This window comes from Nostoc sp. (assembly GCF_036919815.1).
GTDB lineage: Bacteria > Cyanobacteriota > Cyanobacteriia > Cyanobacteriales > Nostocaceae > Nostoc.
Map to the genome: position 1 here is coordinate 1 of NZ_JBALCE010000132.1, position 16,363 is coordinate 16,363.

Here is a 16,363-nt window from a genome sequence, read left to right on the forward strand (position 1 = left end):
ATGGATGTTTGAGTGGTTTCTCCGACACACTAACTTTGATTTTGCGACTCTTCAAATGTACGGAGCTTTTTCAGAAATCAAATACTAGTCCTATATAATCTCAAAAGAATTCCCCAGCATTTCCTCTGTGGTGTATCCAAAGATTCTTTCTGCTGCCCGATTCCATGTCTGAATCTCAAAGTTGGTATTCCATTCAATAATGGCTAAAGGTGTTTGTTCAATCAGTAACGTCAGTCTTTGCTGTGAAGCCCTGAGTTCCGCTTCTGCTTGCTTGTATTCGGTAATGTCACGAAAATACCAAATTCTACCGTAATAGTCTTTTAAAGGTGATGTCTCACCACAAGCCCCTTGCTGTTTAGGCACAGGGGCAGAATAGCGGTCAAAAATCTTTCCAGATTTCAGGAAAATTTCATCACGGTTGCTTTCCTCTGGATGCTGATAAAGATACTCCACCTTAGTTAGAAATTCGTCTGGATTGATTAGTTGGTCTAGTACCCATCCCAGGAGTTGGCGATCGTCCCGTGTTTGGAGCAGTGCCGCAGGAATTTGCCATAACTGGGAGAATTTCTGATTAAATGATGCAATTGTACGATTTTCATCAATAATCAGAATTCCGTCGATCGCAGCTTCTTGTTGAGCTTGCAGTAAAGCATTAGTACGCTGTAGGTCTCGACTCTGCTTGCTGGCGTAAGCGTTCGCGTGGCGTCTCGTAGAGAAGCTCGTCGTAGACATCGCGCAGTGTAGCTTGCCGGTCGCTGATGTCACATTCAGCCGTTTCACGAGCGATCGCTAATTCTTCGTTTTCTTGGCGCAGTTCTTCTTGGGTTTCCCAAAGTACCTCGCTCTTTTGCATGAGTTCAGTAGGATCAGTCACACCCAGAACTTTCCCGGCTGCATTCTGTAAAATAATGTCTCGAATACTACCTACCAGAAATTTATTACCAGTCTCATCTTCAAAGCAAGACTTTTTTGTAGAGATCAGATGGATTATACCTTGAGCATCGGTAAAAAGATCCTGGTTCTCATTGGTAATATTTGCGGTGAAAATCAGTTCATCTTTTTGCCGGAACACATCAGCTTCTGCTTGAGGAAAAAAATCATCGTCTGACTTACCAATTAATTCTTCTCGACTATGACCGACGAAATCACAGTAAGTATCGTTAAGTAATACCCAGCGATGTTGACGGTCTTTGACAAAAATTGGGTCAGATATGCTATTAATCATCTGATGCAGAAACGCCAGGGAGAAGTTTTGCTGCTCCGTATTTTGTTTTGGCGCGGGGTTATCTAAGAATCTAGGATGCTTCATACCCAAATTTATCTCTAAAATTCAGCTAAACAAAAACTGTTTAACTCCGTGTGTGTCAGCATGAGTAGTATTTATTATTCCCAGACTAGATCAGGATGCAACAACCAAATCAAAGAAAATCGGCAGGAATCCCATCCCTTCAAAGGGTATCGGGGATAGCCGTCCGCCGATTTAGTCATTAGTTATAGGAGTGAAAAAGAATTGTTTTGACGTAGCAGTGCTAGGTCTCTACAAGGGTTCTGAGTAACGCATATTTAATTTCACCAGATGTCTATTAGTCATTTGTCTTTTGTCATTCTTACTAAGGTTCTGGATAACAGATATTTAATTTTACCAGATGTCAACCGTGGCGCGGCTTTTTTTTATTAGCATGATTAATACAAGTACTTAAAAGGCTTGCTTGCTGGTAAAAAAACGGAGTTAAACTAGAACCACAGGGTAACAATCATCGGAATATTATGATGAGCGATCGCGACTATACATTAATCATTGACAAAAGCGGTAGTATGTCCACACCAGACCAAGTGGGTGGTAAAAGTAGATGGGAGATAGCCCAAGAGTCTACACTCGCTTTGGCAAGAAAGGCGGAACAGTTTGACCCAGATGGGATTACAGTTTACGTATTTGCCGGTAAATTTAAACGCTACGATGATGTCACCTCAGCCAAAGTCACCCAAATATTTCTCGAAAACGACCCTTCTGGAACGACAAACTTAGCAGGTGTACTCCAGGATGCACTCAATAACTACTTTCAACGCAAAGCAGCCGGTAAAGCGAAGCCAAACGGTGAGACAATTTTAGTGATCACCGATGGGGAACCAGACGATCGCAAAGCTGTGTTTGAAGTGATCATTCATGCTACTCGCCAGATGGAACGTGATGAAGAATTAGCAATTTCGATCATTCAAGTAGGTTCAGATGCCCAAGCAACTAAGTTCCTCAAAGCTTTGGATGACCAGTTGCAAAGTGTCGGCGCTAAATTTGATATTTGCGATACCGTCACTTTAGACGACTTAGAAGATATGAGCCTTGCAGATGTATTAAGCAACGCCATAACTGACTAATGTATTGATCGCCCACAGTCTAGTAACCCTTAACTGGAGAATTGAATAATGCTAGAAAATCGTGACTATACCTTGATTATCGATAAAAGCGGCAGCATGGCCACCCAAGATCAAAAGGGTGGTAGAAGTAGATGGGTTGCAGCCCAGGAATCTACCTTAGCTTTAGCTAGTAAGTGTGAGGAATTTGACCCAGATGGCATCACTATCTATATATTCGCTGGTAAATTTAAGCGATACGAAAATGTGACATCTAGCAAGGTAGCGCAAATTTTTCGAGAAAATGACCCCTCTGGTACAACTGACTTAGCAGGTGTATTAAAACACGCAACTGATGATTACTTGCAACGCAAAGCAGCTGGTCAAACAAAGCCAAATGGTGAAATAATTTTAGTGGTTACTGATGGTGAACCGGACGATCGCAAAGCAGTGATGAGGGTGATTATTGAAGCTTCTCGCCGCATAGATCGAGATGAAGAATTAGCTATTTCGTTCATTCAAGTCGGCACAGATCAGCAAGCTACCCGCTTTCTGAAAGTCTTAGACGATGAACTCCAGAGTGCTGGTGCTAAGTTTGATATCTGTGACACAATTACTATGGAAGATATGGAAGATTTGAGTCTATCAGAAGTGTTGCTTAATGCCATTAATGACTAGCTATACCATTTATAGGAATTGCAAAAATGGATTCCATTGATAAGCTATTAGCTGAACTGCAAACTGAATATAAACAAGTACAACCACAACAGCAGTCAAAATCAGCCACAGCTAAATCCTTTATTTCACCATCGCCAAAGTCGTCATCTTTGATGGATAACCTGTTGGCAGAAGTTCAGGCTGATTTTGCAAAAGAAGATACTGCTATTGAGTTAAAAAGACAGCAAGAACTAAAACAGGAAGGAATTCGACAAGAACAACTCAAAGCCAAACAACTAAAAACTTTGAAAGTGCAGGCAAAACAATGGTTAGCTAAACTAGATCCACTTTCGTCCGAAGGATTTTGGTTTGAAAGGTTTGCTGAAAGTTACTCCTCAAAATTAGAGGCGGCGATTGAATATTTAAGAAGCAATGATTAAACTCAACTTATTCGGGTAAGTAAAAAGTAAAATACCACTGATAAATCTGCAAGCTCAAATTAGAAGTTGGCAATTATTATTTATTACCTCTGCTCAAGATTGATGGTGATGTGTTTGAGCGAAATGTTCAACAGCCCATTCATGCATAGCATAGAGAATTGGTTGCAAAGTTTCTCCTAAAGGCGTTAGAGAATATTCTACCTTGGGTGGAATCTGGGGATAAACTTCTCGATGAATAATCGCGTCTTGCTCCATTTCTCTAAGTTGCTGAGTCAGCATCTTTTGGGTAACTCCAGGTAAAGCCCGTTGCAACTCACCAAACCGTTTGACGCCAGTCATTAATTCTCTAATAATCAAAACTTTCCAGCGTCCGCCAATCACCTTTATAGTAGTTTCTACTTCACAAGTCAGTCTGAGATGGTTTTCTGCTTCAGCTTTCATAGTTAGTTTTTAGGAAGTATACCTGACTCAGATTTGCTGGGTAATACTGCTAGTTCTCTGATTATTGCTTGTTTTAGTCTTCCATAGGTAAATGAATTGCCCCTACAGCGCAGTTTTGGGTAAGTCCCATAGGTGCATCTTCAAAAAGAAATGGTATTACTATTTGGAATTTTGAATTGCCTGTGGCAGTATGTCAAGGGTTAACAAAAACATCTTTGGATTTTGCTAGTATCATCCCACAGAGGTAATGCAGGTAAGTTTGGATGGAGAAATTAATTAAACCAGTGCGATTTTGGCTTTGTACAACTATCATAATTTTGGGCTTGATCGGCTGCGATGTCGTGCGACAAGCCGCTTCGCGTCTACGCTTTGTCGGTACTTCTGGAGAGGCGGTTGAACGAGTGAGTGATGGCGACACTTTAGTAGTCAAAGATACTGACGGCAAAAATTTTAGTGTGCGCTTTGCTTGTATAGATGCGCCAGAGATAGCTCACACTAAGAAAGAAAAGCAGAGTAAAAGTGCTAGCGATCGCAATCAATTTACTTGGGGTGTAAAAGCCCAACAACGAGTGCAAGAACTGGTGCAACAAGGAGGCGATCGCGTGACTTTGAATATCACCGATAGCGATCGTTATGGACGCAAAATTGCCGAAGTCCGTTTAAAAAATGGCACTTTTGTCCAACAGGTATTGTTGCAAGAAGGTTTAGCAAAAGTCTATCGTCCCTATTTAAACAAGTGTCCTAGTAAAAACTTAGTTCAACAAGCCGAAGTTGAGGCCAAGCAACAACGGCTTGGTGTTTGGAGTGATACTAAATTTGTCAATCCTTGGGAATATCGCAGCCTATATAAGAAGTAGAAACTTGAAAACTCCTACTCTTCTCCCCAAGTTTGCAGTTGCAAATACACTAATACCAGCGTCACAGCTAGTAATACCGTTGCGGCTGCTGCTGCATAACCAAAATCAAATTGACCAAAAGCCTCTTGATAAATGTAGTAAACTAGCAAGTTAGTCGAATTCAATGGACCGCCACCAGTCATCACATAAACTTGCTCAAAACTCCGCAATGTAAAAATCGCGGTAGTGATGATTGCAAATATCATAGTTGGGCGCAATCCAGGCAGAGTAATATACCAAAATTGTTGCCAAGCATTTGCTCCATCTAAATCGGCTGCTTCATAACGACTCGGAGGAATTGCTTGCAACCCGGCTAAAAAAACTACCATATTGAAACCTAATTGTTTCCAAATACTCATTAAAATAAGTATTGGCATTGCCCAAAATGTGTCTCCTAGCCAGGGTATGGTTGGAATGCCAAAAAAATCTAAAAGTCCGTTAACTGGCCCTGATGTTTGAAATAACCAGCGAAATCCCAAACCGGCTGCCACAAGTGAGATAATTGAAGGCAGAAAATAGGCACTTCGCAGGATACCCCGCAAGGGAATGGAGCGGTTTAATAGCACTGCCAATCCCAAGGAGATAACTAAACTGGGAATGATCGTGGCAACAGTAAAATAAAAGGTGTTACCCAGAACTTGCCAGAAGTCGGGGTTGAGTAGCAAGCGCCAATAGTTTTTTAAGCCTATCCAATAAGTACCTTTTAATGTGAAACTACCAGCAGTGAAGCTGAGGTAAAACAAATAGGCGATCGGCCAAATGATAAAAACGCCCAGCAAAATTAGTGCTGGTGCGAGAAAAATCCAGGCGGCTACTGTATCATTATCCAACCACGACTTACTATATATTTTTCGCATCTATAATTTTTCCTCTTAGCTGTTATGACTCTTTGCCCTGATTCTACCCTTAGCTTGGGTAAGCTCTTGGTTCATAATTATCTCTAGTTGGGCGTAGGCATCGCCTCACTGTCTATGGCAGAGAATATAACCAGCAATAGGCAATTTCAGCAAGCCAGCAGATCCGTTTGGCTAAATGGCTGTAACTACAATTTGTCGTTACAATCAGGTAAACGTAGCTGTGTTTCGGTGATGGAGTTTGAATGGGATGAAGCAAAACGTCTTACTAATCTTCGCAAGCACGGAATCGATTTTATCGATATCTTAGCAGTATTTGATGGAGATACGGTGACGGTTGAAGACGATCGCTACAGCTACACAGAGCAGCGTTTCGTCACGTTTGGCTTGTTGCAAGGGCGAGTCGTTGCTGTTGTCCATACAGATCGTGATGATTTAACCCGCATTATTTCTGCAAGAAAGGCAACCAAATATGAGCAACGAATCTATTTCGAGCAACTCTCAGACTGATTGGCAACGGCTTGATGCTATGAGCGATGAAGACATTGATTTATCAGATTGCCCGGAAATTACACCAGAACTGTTTGCCAAGGCTACAGTTAAACGGGGTTTACCTGCGGCAAAAAATAAAACACAGGTGACGTTACGCATTGACAGCGATGTATTAGAGTGGTTTAAGTCGCAAGGACGGGGTTATCAAACCCAAATCAATACTTTACTGCGAGCATATATGGAAGCTCATCGATAGTCAGTAAAGCTTTGAGCAAAAAGAGAAAATTTTCTTTGCGATCGATGGTGTGGAATAGCTGAACTTCTGAGGCGATCGCTTGGGTAAGCTCTTGGTTCATAATTATGTCTACTTGGAGTCTTTACTTAAACATCGCTATTTTTCTGCAAACTCAAACCAATCCCAAATGCAATTTCAACGCCGCATCAATTAGCGCCATCATTTCTTCGTTTAAACTACCTAATACTTCACCAGTAATTCGTTGCTTAGAAATTGTTCGCACTTGCTGCGCCTGTACTTTAGAAGACTTTGTTAAAAATGTCCCGTGATTATTGAGGAAAATAACGAATCAGGATTGGTAAGCCGATCGCGAAGTACCACTGGAAGTCAGGAAATTCGCATCTACACAGGTAAGGAAAGGGGGCGCATAACCCCACTTCGCATAGTCACTGACGATGTATGTAACTGATTCGAGAAAGTTAAAACCGGCTCCCACTAATGCGCCATAGATATGGAAGCTCGTGCAAAAAAGAGACTTGGGTCTGGTCTTGTCGCCCGCAGCGCTTTGACGAAACCCAATAGCGCAGCAGGCTAGAAACGGTTCCTGCTACCGCCCCAATCGCCTGAGTCGCAGTTGCCCCGGAACTTTTCAATCCCATCTATGGCGATCCTGCCGCTGCGTCGGTCGATATTGACATGCGGTTTATTTAGCCCGTTCATCCGGTATTTTCCCGTAATTCGATCAGGCGCGACCTCCAAATCGTCGAGTGTCCACCATCCATTGTCACCGCCCGAATTGATCGGGGCGATAAGCTTTCCGGTCAGATGGATTTTTCCCTGTGTGCCACGGATTTCAACCTGAACATCGGAATCGAAGTCGTCAGTCGTTGACTCTATGCGATTACGTGATTCGTAGCGATGGCGGCGTTCGTTCCATTCATATCCATAACTGTTTGTGAGACCGGGTTTGCGACCTTCACCATAGCAGATCAACGTTAGACTTTGGCTCGACGGGCTGCGATTGTAACGGTCAGGTGTGCCTTGTTCCTGCAGGTAGCTATTGATCGCTGCCTGGGCTTTACGGATCTCTGTTGAACTACAAGATCGTCCCTGTTGAAGGATCTCTCCCTGAGGGTTAAAAAGGACAGTGCAGCCACTTCCTGATTTCATACCAGTTACAGTCAGATTACCGTTGTCTAAAGTATCAATCACTGATTCAGCATTAACAGAATGACTTACTGTAAGAGTCAATAAACTCAGAATAGTAGAGGCTACTATTCGCAAGGTTTTTATCGGTTGCATTAAGTTTATATGGTGTGGGTTAACAGATTGTTTGTCCAGATAACAACTACTTCTGACAATCCCCTGAACCCCCTGTGTAAACGATCGATTGGTAGCGTCCTTGCTCTGTTAGGATCGTTACACAGTAGTTGGTTCTGCCTTCTAGCCAGTAGCTGTAGACAGAATCTCCCGAAGGAGAACTCTTGACGAATTGATAGCCCCGTTCCTTGACTGTGTTTTCTGCCTGTCCTGCCCTTGCCCCCACTAAATCACGCAACTGAGAGACGGTAGTACCTGCATCAGGCTGACTAGCAGCAACCCTGCCATTTCTATTACCTGAGTTTTGTCCATGCTGCCTAGCAGCAACCCTGCCATTTCTGTTACCTGAGTTTTGTCCGGAGGAGGTTGTATCCCAATAGACAAAAATCGACTCAGTGGCGAGGCGATAAATCTGTCCCTTGTCATCCAGTCCAGCTTGTCGATAGGCAGCACGACCAGTTTGATCGCGATAATTGCCGGGTCGATTACCCGAAGGGCGCAGGTCATAGCGACGGCCATTTTCCAGTTGAATGCTAACCGCACCCTGCCGTTGGGAAAAGGTACAAGAACCAGAGGATGTGGCACGGTCTTCTCCTTTTGGAAACACATCGCAACGGGCATTCACGGTATCGGCTTTGACGGATACGGTAAAACTCACGGAAGCGATCGCCAGTGCTGCCGCTAAAAACGAATTTGAAGATTTCATCACCATAAAGCTTCTAAGTTATGACAACGAAGATGACATTTTGTATCATCCCATAGATGTACGTTTGCTAGTTGACATTAATTTAATCAAGCGATCGCAACATGGAAGGAGACATTGCTAAATCAAACGATTAAATTTTACCTATTTATGTGAGGATGTGAGGAAAATCCAGGCAGCTACTGTATCGTTATCCAACCACGACTTACTATATATTTTTCGCATCTATAATTTTCCCTCTTAGCTGTTATGACTCTTTGCCCTGATTCTACCCTTAGCTTGGTTTCTCCCAGCATTAGCGATCGCCAACTACTCGCCCCTTTAAAGCTGGGAATTATGGCTTCTGGGAATGGCAGCAATTTTGATGTAGTTGCCCAAGCTATCCAAGATGGACAGCTAAATGCTCAAATTCAAGTTTTAATTTACAATAACCCCTCGGCTAAAGCAGCCGTCAAAGCAGCCAATAGGGGGGTAGAATCTGTTTTATTGAATCACCGCAACTATAAAAGCCGAGAAGAGTTTGATGAGAAAATTGTGCAGACATTGCGGCACTACGATGTAGATTGGGTGATTATGGCAGGCTGGATGCGACTAGTAACGTCAGTTTTAATTGATGCCTTTCCTGAGAGGATTATTAATATCCATCCTAGTTTGTTACCTAGTTTCAAAGGAATCCATGCTGTAGAACAAGCCTTGGCATCTGGGGTAAAAATCACTGGTTGTACAGCACATATCGCTTGTTTAGAAATGGACAGTGGCCCAATATTGATCCAAGCCGCAGTACCAGTACTGCCGGATGATACAGCAGAAACACTTCACGCGCGGATTCAAATTCAGGAACATCGAATTTTACCACTAGCGATCGCTCTAGCAGCTTGTCGTTTTAAAAATTGAAGCTGTCGTGATGAATACGCAACCTGTTATAAGAAAAACTAAAGCTGTAGTTACCACAGCTTTAGCTGTAGTTATGAATGATTTAGCTATGGTTACAACAACTTGATTTGTTATAAAAAAAACTAAAGCTGTCGCTACCAGTACTTAAGCTGTGGTTATGAATGCTTCATCTGTCGCTACCAGTACTTAAGCTGTGGTTATAAATGCTTCATCTGTGATTAGATCAGAAGTTACAGAACTGAAGTTGTAGCAACTGGCGTTGCATTACGGTTTGTTAACACACTCTAGATATACTTAGATTTTTTCCCAAAGCAAATTGCATTATATCAAAGAAATTGCGAGAATTCACCAGCAATTATTTGATCAGAAGTACAATGATTTGTGGATTATGCTGAACCCAAATATAGCTTCAGTGGGGCATAGTAGCTATAGAAACTTCACAAATAAGTAAATTTATGTCTCGCAAAAAACGCACATCCCGTGTTCTAGAAAAAGCTGAGTTAAGAACCTCTGGACTTAGAGCAATTGATCTCAATCTGGATCTTGGGGATGCTTGTAACTTGAAAAACATGACACAATTAATTGAGCAGTTACGCATCAAGATAGATGCTCATAACACTGCTTTAAGCGTCATTGACTCTTCCAAAACAGAGATTGAAGAATTAGAACAAAGCTTAGGCAATTTCTCTGAGAAGATGCTCATGGGAGTTGGCTTTAGATACGGCAAAGACAGCTACGAATATGAAATGGCAGGTGGTGTTCGCAAAAGTGAACGTATTCGCAAAAGCAGGTTGACTCGCTTGAAAAATCTTGCACAGCAAGAGTCTAGTCAGAGCGCTTAAACTAGGTAATTTCATCTATGGTTTGATATAGCAGTTCTCGTACCCTGCCTTAAGCCGCAACGCGTCTATGGATGCAACACATGGTAGGGGTACAGCATTGCTCATTGGTGTCAACTTAAGCCAAAATCCTTTTAAAATCCTCGTTGCACCTCATTGCGGCTCTGCCGCGAGTCAGGGAGGCGGCAGCCCTCCTAGTAGGCATTAAGAGTCAGAGACTCTTAACGAGACAGAACCAGACAGAGACTCTTAACGAGACAATTTATTTTTTAATTGCCGACAATTGCGACATTTTCCAAAAATAGCTAGAAATCCAATTGGTAATAATGTGAGCAACAATTGGCACTAATAAGTTGCCTGTGAGCAGGGCACTATATGCGAATATCATCCCGACAATTGTTGCCCAAATCACATAAGGCCATTGTTGGGAACCGCTAAAATGCAAGATGCCAAAGCAAAGACTGGATACAATTACAGCTGTATAATCAGAGCCTAAAGCTGGCAGCATCACACCTCTAAATAATAATTCTTCACTCAACCCTGGTAGCAACCCTAGCCAAATTAAATCTGGTAAAGCTAAAGGTTTCAGTACCACTTCTAGGTAATAATCTGCACTTTTTCGATAGCCAGTCCAAAGGCGATAAGTTAAGCCACTTAAGGCGGTGATGACAAATCCCAACCCTACACCCAACAGCAACTCTCTTTGGTTCAAGTTCCAAGAAAATAGGGAAAAGTTGCCAAAGTGCAGCGACATTTTGGCGACTATCAACAAAATGATTGCAGTCGCTCCCATCGCCCCAAGTACTTGGATGCGCGTCATTGATGGAATTTCTGGCTCTTGCTTGTGTTGTTCAACCACAGGTTTTTAAGGTGAGTGGGGAGTGGGGGAGAATGATTTGTAGCTGCAATTCAGGGAATTAGGATGAATTCTAACTCCTAACTTGTAGAGACGCGATTAATCGCGTCTCTACTCCTAACTACTGACTGCAAAGGTAATAATTTGGGACTGAGAGCGGAGGGATTAATGCCTGCTTTGTGTGCTACTAATACACCCACTGCTTCTAAATATGAGTTTACCTGTATAGCTTTCATCCCCAACGGTTGGGGAGGAACTTTGATCAGAGTTTTATTTTCTTCTACTGTAATTATTTGGCATCGTCTTTGGCTTAAACTTAGTAAGGCGCTGCTACCACAAGCTGTTGCAGGTGCGATCGCAGCATCGACTTGATCTGCCCAAATATCTTGTTGCTCTGATGCAATCAGTCGTTTCTCTACGATAAATTGTGGAGCCTGACTTAATCCGACAAGAACGCACGGCAAAAAGGTATAGCCCAATTCTTCGGCGGCGGAACGGGGAGATAAATCAGGTTGTGGAGGTTCACTCAAAAGGGCAGGAGAATGGGCGCAAGGAATTTGAAAGTTTCGCACTAGCAAATGACTAATTACGGCTTCTGCACCCGCTAAAGGATCAACGCCTTCACCGTGGCGATATTTCTGTATTGCTTCTTCATTTATATCATCGGGGAAACGGGCAACAACTGCGATCGCTTCAGCCCCCGCTTTTTTAATTAATATCTCAGCTGCCCTTAACAAACTATCGGGATTACCAATTGTTCCCCAACTAGCTCCCGATGGTGCAGTCCGCAATTCTACATTTAATGATTCATCTGTAATTATATAATCTGTTAGTGTCAATCCCAGCGTTGCTCTGACTGCATCTGCGGCTTGTATATGTCGTAGTCGCAACTCTGGCTCAATAGCTTGGTCTAAAAGCAAACCTACTTTATTAGTGCGAACTGGACGTAAACCCCAGCATCCAGAGGCGAATTTGTCAAGCCCGTAACCTTCAACATAGAAAGCGTTTGGAAGATTCCAATACAAAGAAGCGCCATTAAGGACATTGGGGTGAGTAATTAGGCGATCGCAAACCTGTGCTATAACCTTAGCAACAGGTAAAGCATCACCTGCATAACCCCCAATTGCAGCCCCAACGCCAGTTGGTACAATTAAAATAGCGGTGTATGGACGCATATTAAGTTAGGAGTTAGGAGTTAGGAGTTAGGAGTTATGAGTTATAAATCAGAAGCCATCAAATACTAACTCACGCCGTGTACGACTTTCTCTCAAACCTAACCCCAACCCCTTCCCTACTAGCGTTGGGGGGCAAGAATCAAAGCCTCTTGGACTGTGGGGGCTACAGTGTACACACAAGTCTGAAATAGCTGATTAACCAAGGTTTTACCCCACCCTAACCCTCCCCTTGTAAAGGGGAGGGAACTAAATTTCCTGTTTCCCACCTTTCTAAGGGGGGATTAAGGGGGGTAATTCGACTTGTATGTACACCTTAGACTGTGGGTGAGAGGAATAGAAGCGGGGTGACAAGAATGAGTCGCACTCCCAACTCCCAACTCCTAACTCTTAGGTGTAGTTACCACAGCTTCAACTGTAGCTTTTTGTTGGTCAACTTCCACAGAAGTAATTGCCCAACGAAGGGGTTCCCCTTGTTTGTTCAACTCTGTTTCAATTGCTTTTAGTAATTCTGCGGGAGTTTCTTGTAAATCAATTTCTGCGGTAATAAAATGAGTCGTCATCTCGGTAAATCCTGTTGACTTGTAGTTTCTAGAATAACTGATATCAGTTGCTAGGAAATACTAATATTATTTATCAGGTTTGGAACTTTTCACCGAACAGTTATTCAGTTATGAATAATCATCCGATATACTGATATAGCGTTTCCTAATCATAGTCCCCTCCTCGCTTGCGGGGAGGGGGTTGGGGGTGGGGTTCTTGTAGCTTACAAAGGACGAGAAGGGCTATAACTGTTCACTGATTATTAGTCTTTGCCAAATTGTAACTGATAAACTACATCTTCTTTTTCCGTCTGAACTTTCAAATCAGAAAGGGGTTTAGCAATACAAAGCAATACGTAACCTTGCTTTTGCAAATCAGGACTAACGCCCATACCATCAGTTTGATCGACAGTTCCCTCAGTGATTTGACCGGCGCAAGTTGTGCAAACACCTGCATGACAAGAACTTGGCAAATCTAAACCAGCAGCATCGGCAACTGATAAGATAGTTTCATCTTCAGGAACTTGCAAGGTATGAATTTTATCTTGGTGATGAATTTCTACGGTGTAAGTTTTGGGCATATATAAAATAAGCGTGACACAGAGGACAAATAGATTATTTTATCTGATAAATAGACATAGTACCAAGTTAACAAAGATGAAAAGAGAATTATTTTCAAAGAGTTTTATCATGAAAAATAGATATACAGTGATAATTATAAGTCCTTGCTAGACAAAAAACTTAAAGTAAGGAGACTCACTTGCTGTTAATTCCACCTGTAAAGACTTGTGAGGTTAAATGCTCCTGAAATTAGGAAGTGATGATACACACTTAAAACTTTGTTTGGCTAAATATTTGGAGTGGAGTTAAGAATGCTGGAACAATATCGTAAACACCTTGCTGAAAGATCAGCACTGGGAATTCCCCCCTTACCATTAGATGCAAACCAAACATCTCAACTGTGCGAATTACTGAAAAATCCGCCAAAGGGTCAAGAGGATATATTATTACATCTATTGAGCGATCGCGTTTCTCCTGGTGTTGATCCAGCAGCTTATGTCAAAGCTGGATTTCTTACCGCCATTGCCAAAAAGGAAATCACCAGTCCGTTGATTGGGCGCATAGAAGCGGTGCAATTGCTGGGGACAATGATCGGTGGTTACAACGTGCAATCTTTAATCGATTTGCTGCAATGGCCTACCGTATCCGTCTCCGACTCATCTGAAACACCTCTAGTAATGGGCGGACAAGGAAAAGAACCCATCGCCGCCTACGCCGCCAACGCCTTAAGCAAAATCCTCTTGGTATACGACGCCTTCCACGATGTTTTGGAGTTATCTAAAACCAATCCTTTCGCCAAGCGGGTGATTGACTCTTGGGCGGAAGCTGAATGGTTTACTATTCGTCCCACAGTTCCAGAAGCGATTACTGTCACAGTTTTTAAAGTTCCTGGCGAAACTAATACCGACGACTTATCGCCCGCCCAAAGCGCCACAACTCGCCCAGATATTCCCTTACACGCCTTAGTGATGTTAGAGTCACGACAACCGGGAAGCTTGGCAACCATTGCCGAGTTGAAGAAAAAAGGGCATCCTGTAGCTTACGTGGGAGATGTAGTTGGTACAGGTTCTTCGCGTAAATCTGCCATCAACTCGGTATTGTGGCATACAGGAAATAATATACCTTTTGTGCCAAACAAACGCGCTGGGGGTTATGTTTTAGGTGGTGCGATCGCGCCTATCTTTTTTAACACAGCCGAAGATGCCGGTGCTTTGCCTATTCAGTGCGATGTCAGCAAATTGGAAACCGGCATGGTAATTACCATCCATCCTTACAAAGGCGAAATCAACACAGATGTAGAGACGTTGCATGGAACGTCTTGCGAAGTGATTTCCACCTTTACCCTCAAACCTGACACCATCTTCGATGAAGTCCGTGCTGGTGGACGCATCCCCCTACTTATCGGACGTACCCTCACCGACAAAACTCGTCTTGCACTAGGTTTAGAACCCAGCACAGTCTTTACCCGTCCCCAGCAAGCCTTTGATACAGGCAAAGGATACACCCTGGCACAGAAAATGGTAGGTAAAGCTTGCGGATTACTTGGTGTGCGCCCCGGCACATCCTGCGAACCCATCATTACAACCGTTGGTTCCCAGGATACCACAGGCCCTATGACCCGCGACGAATTGAAAGAACTCGCCTGTCTTGGTTTCAGTGCAGACTTAGTGGTTCAGAGTTTCTGCCACACAGCAGCTTATCCCAAACCAGTAGACATCCAAACCCATCACGAACTCCCCGATTTCTTTGCTTCTCGTGGCGGTGTTGCCCTACGTCCCGGTGATGGTATCATCCACTCTTGGTTAAACCGGATGCTGTTACCCGACACCGTAGGAACTGGCGGCGACTCTCACACCCGCTTTCCCCTGGGTATTTCCTTCCCCGCCGGTTCTGGATTAGTGGCCTTTGCAGCCGCCTTGGGTGTCATGCCTTTAGATATGCCAGAGTCAGTATTGGTAAGATTTAAAGGGGAATTGCAACCAGGTATCACCCTGCGGGATGTCGTGAATGCCATCCCCTACGTGGCAATTCAAAAAGGGTTGCTGACAGCAGAGAAGCAGAATAAGAAAAATGTCTTCTCCGGGCGAATTCTGGAAATAGAAGGTTTACCAGATTTAAAAGTTGAACAAGCCTTTGAACTCACCGATGCTAGTGCCGAACGTTCTTGTGCCGGATGTACAATTAAGCTGAGTGTAGAGACAATTTCTGAATATCTGCGTTCTAATGTCGCGCTGCTGAAAAATATGATAGCACGAGGCTATCATGATCCGCGTACCATGCTGCGCCGTGTGGCAAGGATGGAAGAATGGTTAGCAAATCCCGTGTTATTAGAAGGCGATGCCGATGCAGAATATGCCGAAATCATTGAAATTGATTTGAACGAAATTAAAGAACCAATTGTTGCTGCTCCCAATGACCCCGATAATGTTAAATTATTATCGGAAGTTGCTAATGATCCAGTACAAGAAGTATTCGTCGGTTCATGTATGACGAATATTGGTCATTATCGGGCAACAGCGAAAGTTTTGGAAGGCGCGGGTGAAGTGAAAACTCGCCTGTGGATTTCACCACCAACGCGCATGGATGAACACCAATTAAAAGAAGAAGGTGTATATAGCATTTTTGGGGCTGCGGGTGCTAGAACAGAAATACCAGGATGCAGTTTGTGCATGGGTAATCAGGCGCGAGTTGCTGATGGGACAACAGTATTTTCTACCTCTACCCGCAACTTCAATAATCGCATGGGTAAAGATGCGCGGGTGTATCTTGGTTCAGCAGAATTAGCCGCAGTTTGTGCGCTGCTGGGAAGGCTTCCCACAGTGCATGAATATTTGGATATTGTGGCGAGGAGAATTGAGCCTTTTGCCGATGATTTGTATCGGTATTTGAACTTTGATCAAATCCTCGGTTTTGAGGATGAAGGGCGCGTGATTTCTAAGGAGGAAGAGGCGTTGTTAGTATAGTTTAATTAGGTGGGCATAACACCCACCTAATTTTTAGCGTTTCCCAGAGGAATATTAGGGCGTGTCATCAATTAAGCCAGATAACAGTAGCAGCAAGATAAATTGCACCAAGAAAGTTTATTGCTCGCTTATCATAACGTGTAGCGATT

21 protein-coding genes are annotated in these 16,363 nt (G+C 43.2%); 9 read left to right on the forward strand and 12 right to left on the reverse strand.

The features are described from left to right. Positions 1-90 precede the first annotated feature (90 nt). Entirely contained in the window at positions 91-765 is a 675-nt protein-coding gene (locus tag V7K15_RS29725; protein ID WP_334911583.1) for a PAS domain-containing protein, read from the reverse strand. Then, positions 653-1,309, reverse strand: a complete 657-nt coding sequence (locus V7K15_RS29730; RefSeq protein ID WP_334911585.1) for a PAS domain-containing protein — start codon at positions 1,307-1,309, stop codon at positions 653-655. The genes V7K15_RS29725 and V7K15_RS29730 overlap by 113 nt, the downstream gene beginning before the upstream one ends. Positions 1,310-1,767: 458 nt before the next feature. On the opposite strand from V7K15_RS29730, the gene V7K15_RS29735 reads away from it, so the two are divergent. The 3 genes from V7K15_RS29735 to V7K15_RS29745 are packed head-to-tail and all read left to right on the forward strand — an operon-like array spanning position 1,768 to position 3,446. Then, a complete protein-coding gene (locus tag V7K15_RS29735; protein WP_334911587.1) occupies positions 1,768-2,373 on the forward strand; it encodes a vWA domain-containing protein in 606 nt (201 codons plus the stop codon). Between the two features lie 48 nt (positions 2,374-2,421). Then, positions 2,422-3,027: a vWA domain-containing protein gene (locus tag V7K15_RS29740; protein WP_334911589.1), complete on the forward strand. Its 606-nt coding sequence runs from the start codon at positions 2,422-2,424 to the stop codon at positions 3,025-3,027. A gap of 26 nt (positions 3,028-3,053) precedes the next feature. After that, on the forward strand, positions 3,054-3,446 hold the full coding sequence (locus tag V7K15_RS29745) for a salt stress protein, Slr1339 family (protein WP_334911591.1): 393 nt from the start codon (positions 3,054-3,056) through the stop codon (positions 3,444-3,446). Between the two features lie 93 nt (positions 3,447-3,539). Here the strand turns inward: V7K15_RS29745 and V7K15_RS29750 are convergent, their stop codons facing one another. After that, complete coding sequence (locus V7K15_RS29750; protein WP_334911592.1) at positions 3,540-3,887, reverse strand: winged helix-turn-helix transcriptional regulator; 348 nt, start codon at positions 3,885-3,887, stop codon at positions 3,540-3,542. A gap of 263 nt (positions 3,888-4,150) precedes the next feature. Here V7K15_RS29750 and V7K15_RS29755 point away from each other — a divergent pair, with 263 nt between their 5' ends. Further along, entirely contained in the window at positions 4,151-4,744 is a 594-nt protein-coding gene (locus tag V7K15_RS29755) for a thermonuclease family protein (protein WP_334911594.1), read from the forward strand. 14 nt (positions 4,745-4,758) lie between these two features. On the opposite strand, the gene V7K15_RS29760 is transcribed toward V7K15_RS29755, so the two are convergent. Beyond that, complete coding sequence (locus V7K15_RS29760) at positions 4,759-5,640, reverse strand: carbohydrate ABC transporter permease (protein ID WP_334911596.1); 882 nt, start codon at positions 5,638-5,640, stop codon at positions 4,759-4,761. 114 nt (positions 5,641-5,754) lie between these two features. Between V7K15_RS29760 and V7K15_RS29765 the strand changes: the two genes are divergently transcribed. Both V7K15_RS29765 and V7K15_RS29770 read left to right on the forward strand, forming a co-directional pair. After that, positions 5,755-6,147 carry a BrnT family toxin gene (locus tag V7K15_RS29765; RefSeq protein WP_334911598.1) on the forward strand — a complete coding sequence of 131 codons (393 nt, stop codon included), beginning with the start codon at positions 5,755-5,757 and terminating at the stop codon, positions 6,145-6,147. Next, positions 6,110-6,385, forward strand: a complete 276-nt coding sequence (locus tag V7K15_RS29770) for a BrnA antitoxin family protein (RefSeq protein WP_334911600.1) — start codon at positions 6,110-6,112, stop codon at positions 6,383-6,385. Before V7K15_RS29765 ends, V7K15_RS29770 begins: the two co-directional genes overlap by 38 nt. Here the strand turns inward: V7K15_RS29770 and V7K15_RS29775 are convergent. From V7K15_RS29775 to V7K15_RS29790, 4 genes are all read right to left on the reverse strand, one after another. Continuing rightward, positions 6,345-6,485: a hypothetical protein gene (locus V7K15_RS29775; RefSeq protein ID WP_334911602.1), complete on the reverse strand. Its 141-nt coding sequence runs from the start codon at positions 6,483-6,485 to the stop codon at positions 6,345-6,347. The two genes, V7K15_RS29770 and V7K15_RS29775, sit on opposite strands and share 41 nt — an antisense overlap. A 51-nt stretch (positions 6,486-6,536) precedes the next feature. Further along, positions 6,537-6,707: a type II toxin-antitoxin system PemK/MazF family toxin gene (locus tag V7K15_RS29780; RefSeq protein WP_334911621.1), complete on the reverse strand. Its 171-nt coding sequence runs from the start codon at positions 6,705-6,707 to the stop codon at positions 6,537-6,539. 248 nt (positions 6,708-6,955) lie between these two features. Beyond that, complete coding sequence (locus tag V7K15_RS29785) at positions 6,956-7,666, reverse strand: hypothetical protein (RefSeq protein ID WP_334911604.1); 711 nt, start codon at positions 7,664-7,666, stop codon at positions 6,956-6,958. A 46-nt stretch (positions 7,667-7,712) separates the two neighbouring features. Then, positions 7,713-8,390 (reverse strand): hypothetical protein, encoded by a 678-nt coding sequence (locus V7K15_RS29790; protein WP_334911606.1) that lies wholly within the window; start codon positions 8,388-8,390, stop codon positions 7,713-7,715. 246 nt (positions 8,391-8,636) lie between these two features. Between V7K15_RS29790 and purN the strand changes: the two genes are divergently transcribed. Together purN and V7K15_RS29800 are read left to right on the forward strand one after the other, a co-directional pair. Next, positions 8,637-9,281: a phosphoribosylglycinamide formyltransferase gene (gene purN / locus V7K15_RS29795; protein ID WP_334911608.1), complete on the forward strand. Its 645-nt coding sequence runs from the start codon at positions 8,637-8,639 to the stop codon at positions 9,279-9,281. Positions 9,282-9,736: 455 nt separating this feature from the next. Next, complete coding sequence (locus V7K15_RS29800; protein WP_334911610.1) at positions 9,737-10,123, forward strand: hypothetical protein; 387 nt, start codon at positions 9,737-9,739, stop codon at positions 10,121-10,123. 259 nt (positions 10,124-10,382) lie between these two features. On the opposite strand, the gene V7K15_RS29805 is transcribed toward V7K15_RS29800, so the two are convergent. The 4 genes from V7K15_RS29805 to V7K15_RS29820 form a co-directional block, all read right to left on the reverse strand. Further along, positions 10,383-10,979, reverse strand: coding sequence for a CPBP family intramembrane glutamic endopeptidase (locus V7K15_RS29805; RefSeq protein WP_334911612.1), 597 nt, complete (start codon positions 10,977-10,979; stop codon positions 10,383-10,385). Positions 10,980-11,056: 77 nt separating this feature from the next. Continuing rightward, positions 11,057-12,151, reverse strand: coding sequence for a DUF3326 domain-containing protein (locus tag V7K15_RS29810; protein WP_334911613.1), 1,095 nt, complete (start codon positions 12,149-12,151; stop codon positions 11,057-11,059). A 380-nt stretch (positions 12,152-12,531) separates the two neighbouring features. Continuing rightward, positions 12,532-12,711, reverse strand: a complete 180-nt coding sequence (locus V7K15_RS29815; RefSeq protein WP_334911615.1) for a hypothetical protein — start codon at positions 12,709-12,711, stop codon at positions 12,532-12,534. 242 nt (positions 12,712-12,953) lie between these two features. Then, positions 12,954-13,271 carry a 2Fe-2S iron-sulfur cluster-binding protein gene (locus tag V7K15_RS29820; protein ID WP_334911617.1) on the reverse strand — a complete coding sequence of 106 codons (318 nt, stop codon included), beginning with the start codon at positions 13,269-13,271 and terminating at the stop codon, positions 12,954-12,956. Between the two features lie 291 nt (positions 13,272-13,562). Between V7K15_RS29820 and acnB the strand changes: the two genes are divergently transcribed. Then, positions 13,563-16,214 carry a bifunctional aconitate hydratase 2/2-methylisocitrate dehydratase gene (gene acnB, locus V7K15_RS29825; RefSeq protein WP_334911619.1) on the forward strand — a complete coding sequence of 884 codons (2,652 nt, stop codon included), beginning with the start codon at positions 13,563-13,565 and terminating at the stop codon, positions 16,212-16,214. Positions 16,215-16,363: the final 149 nt, after the last annotated feature.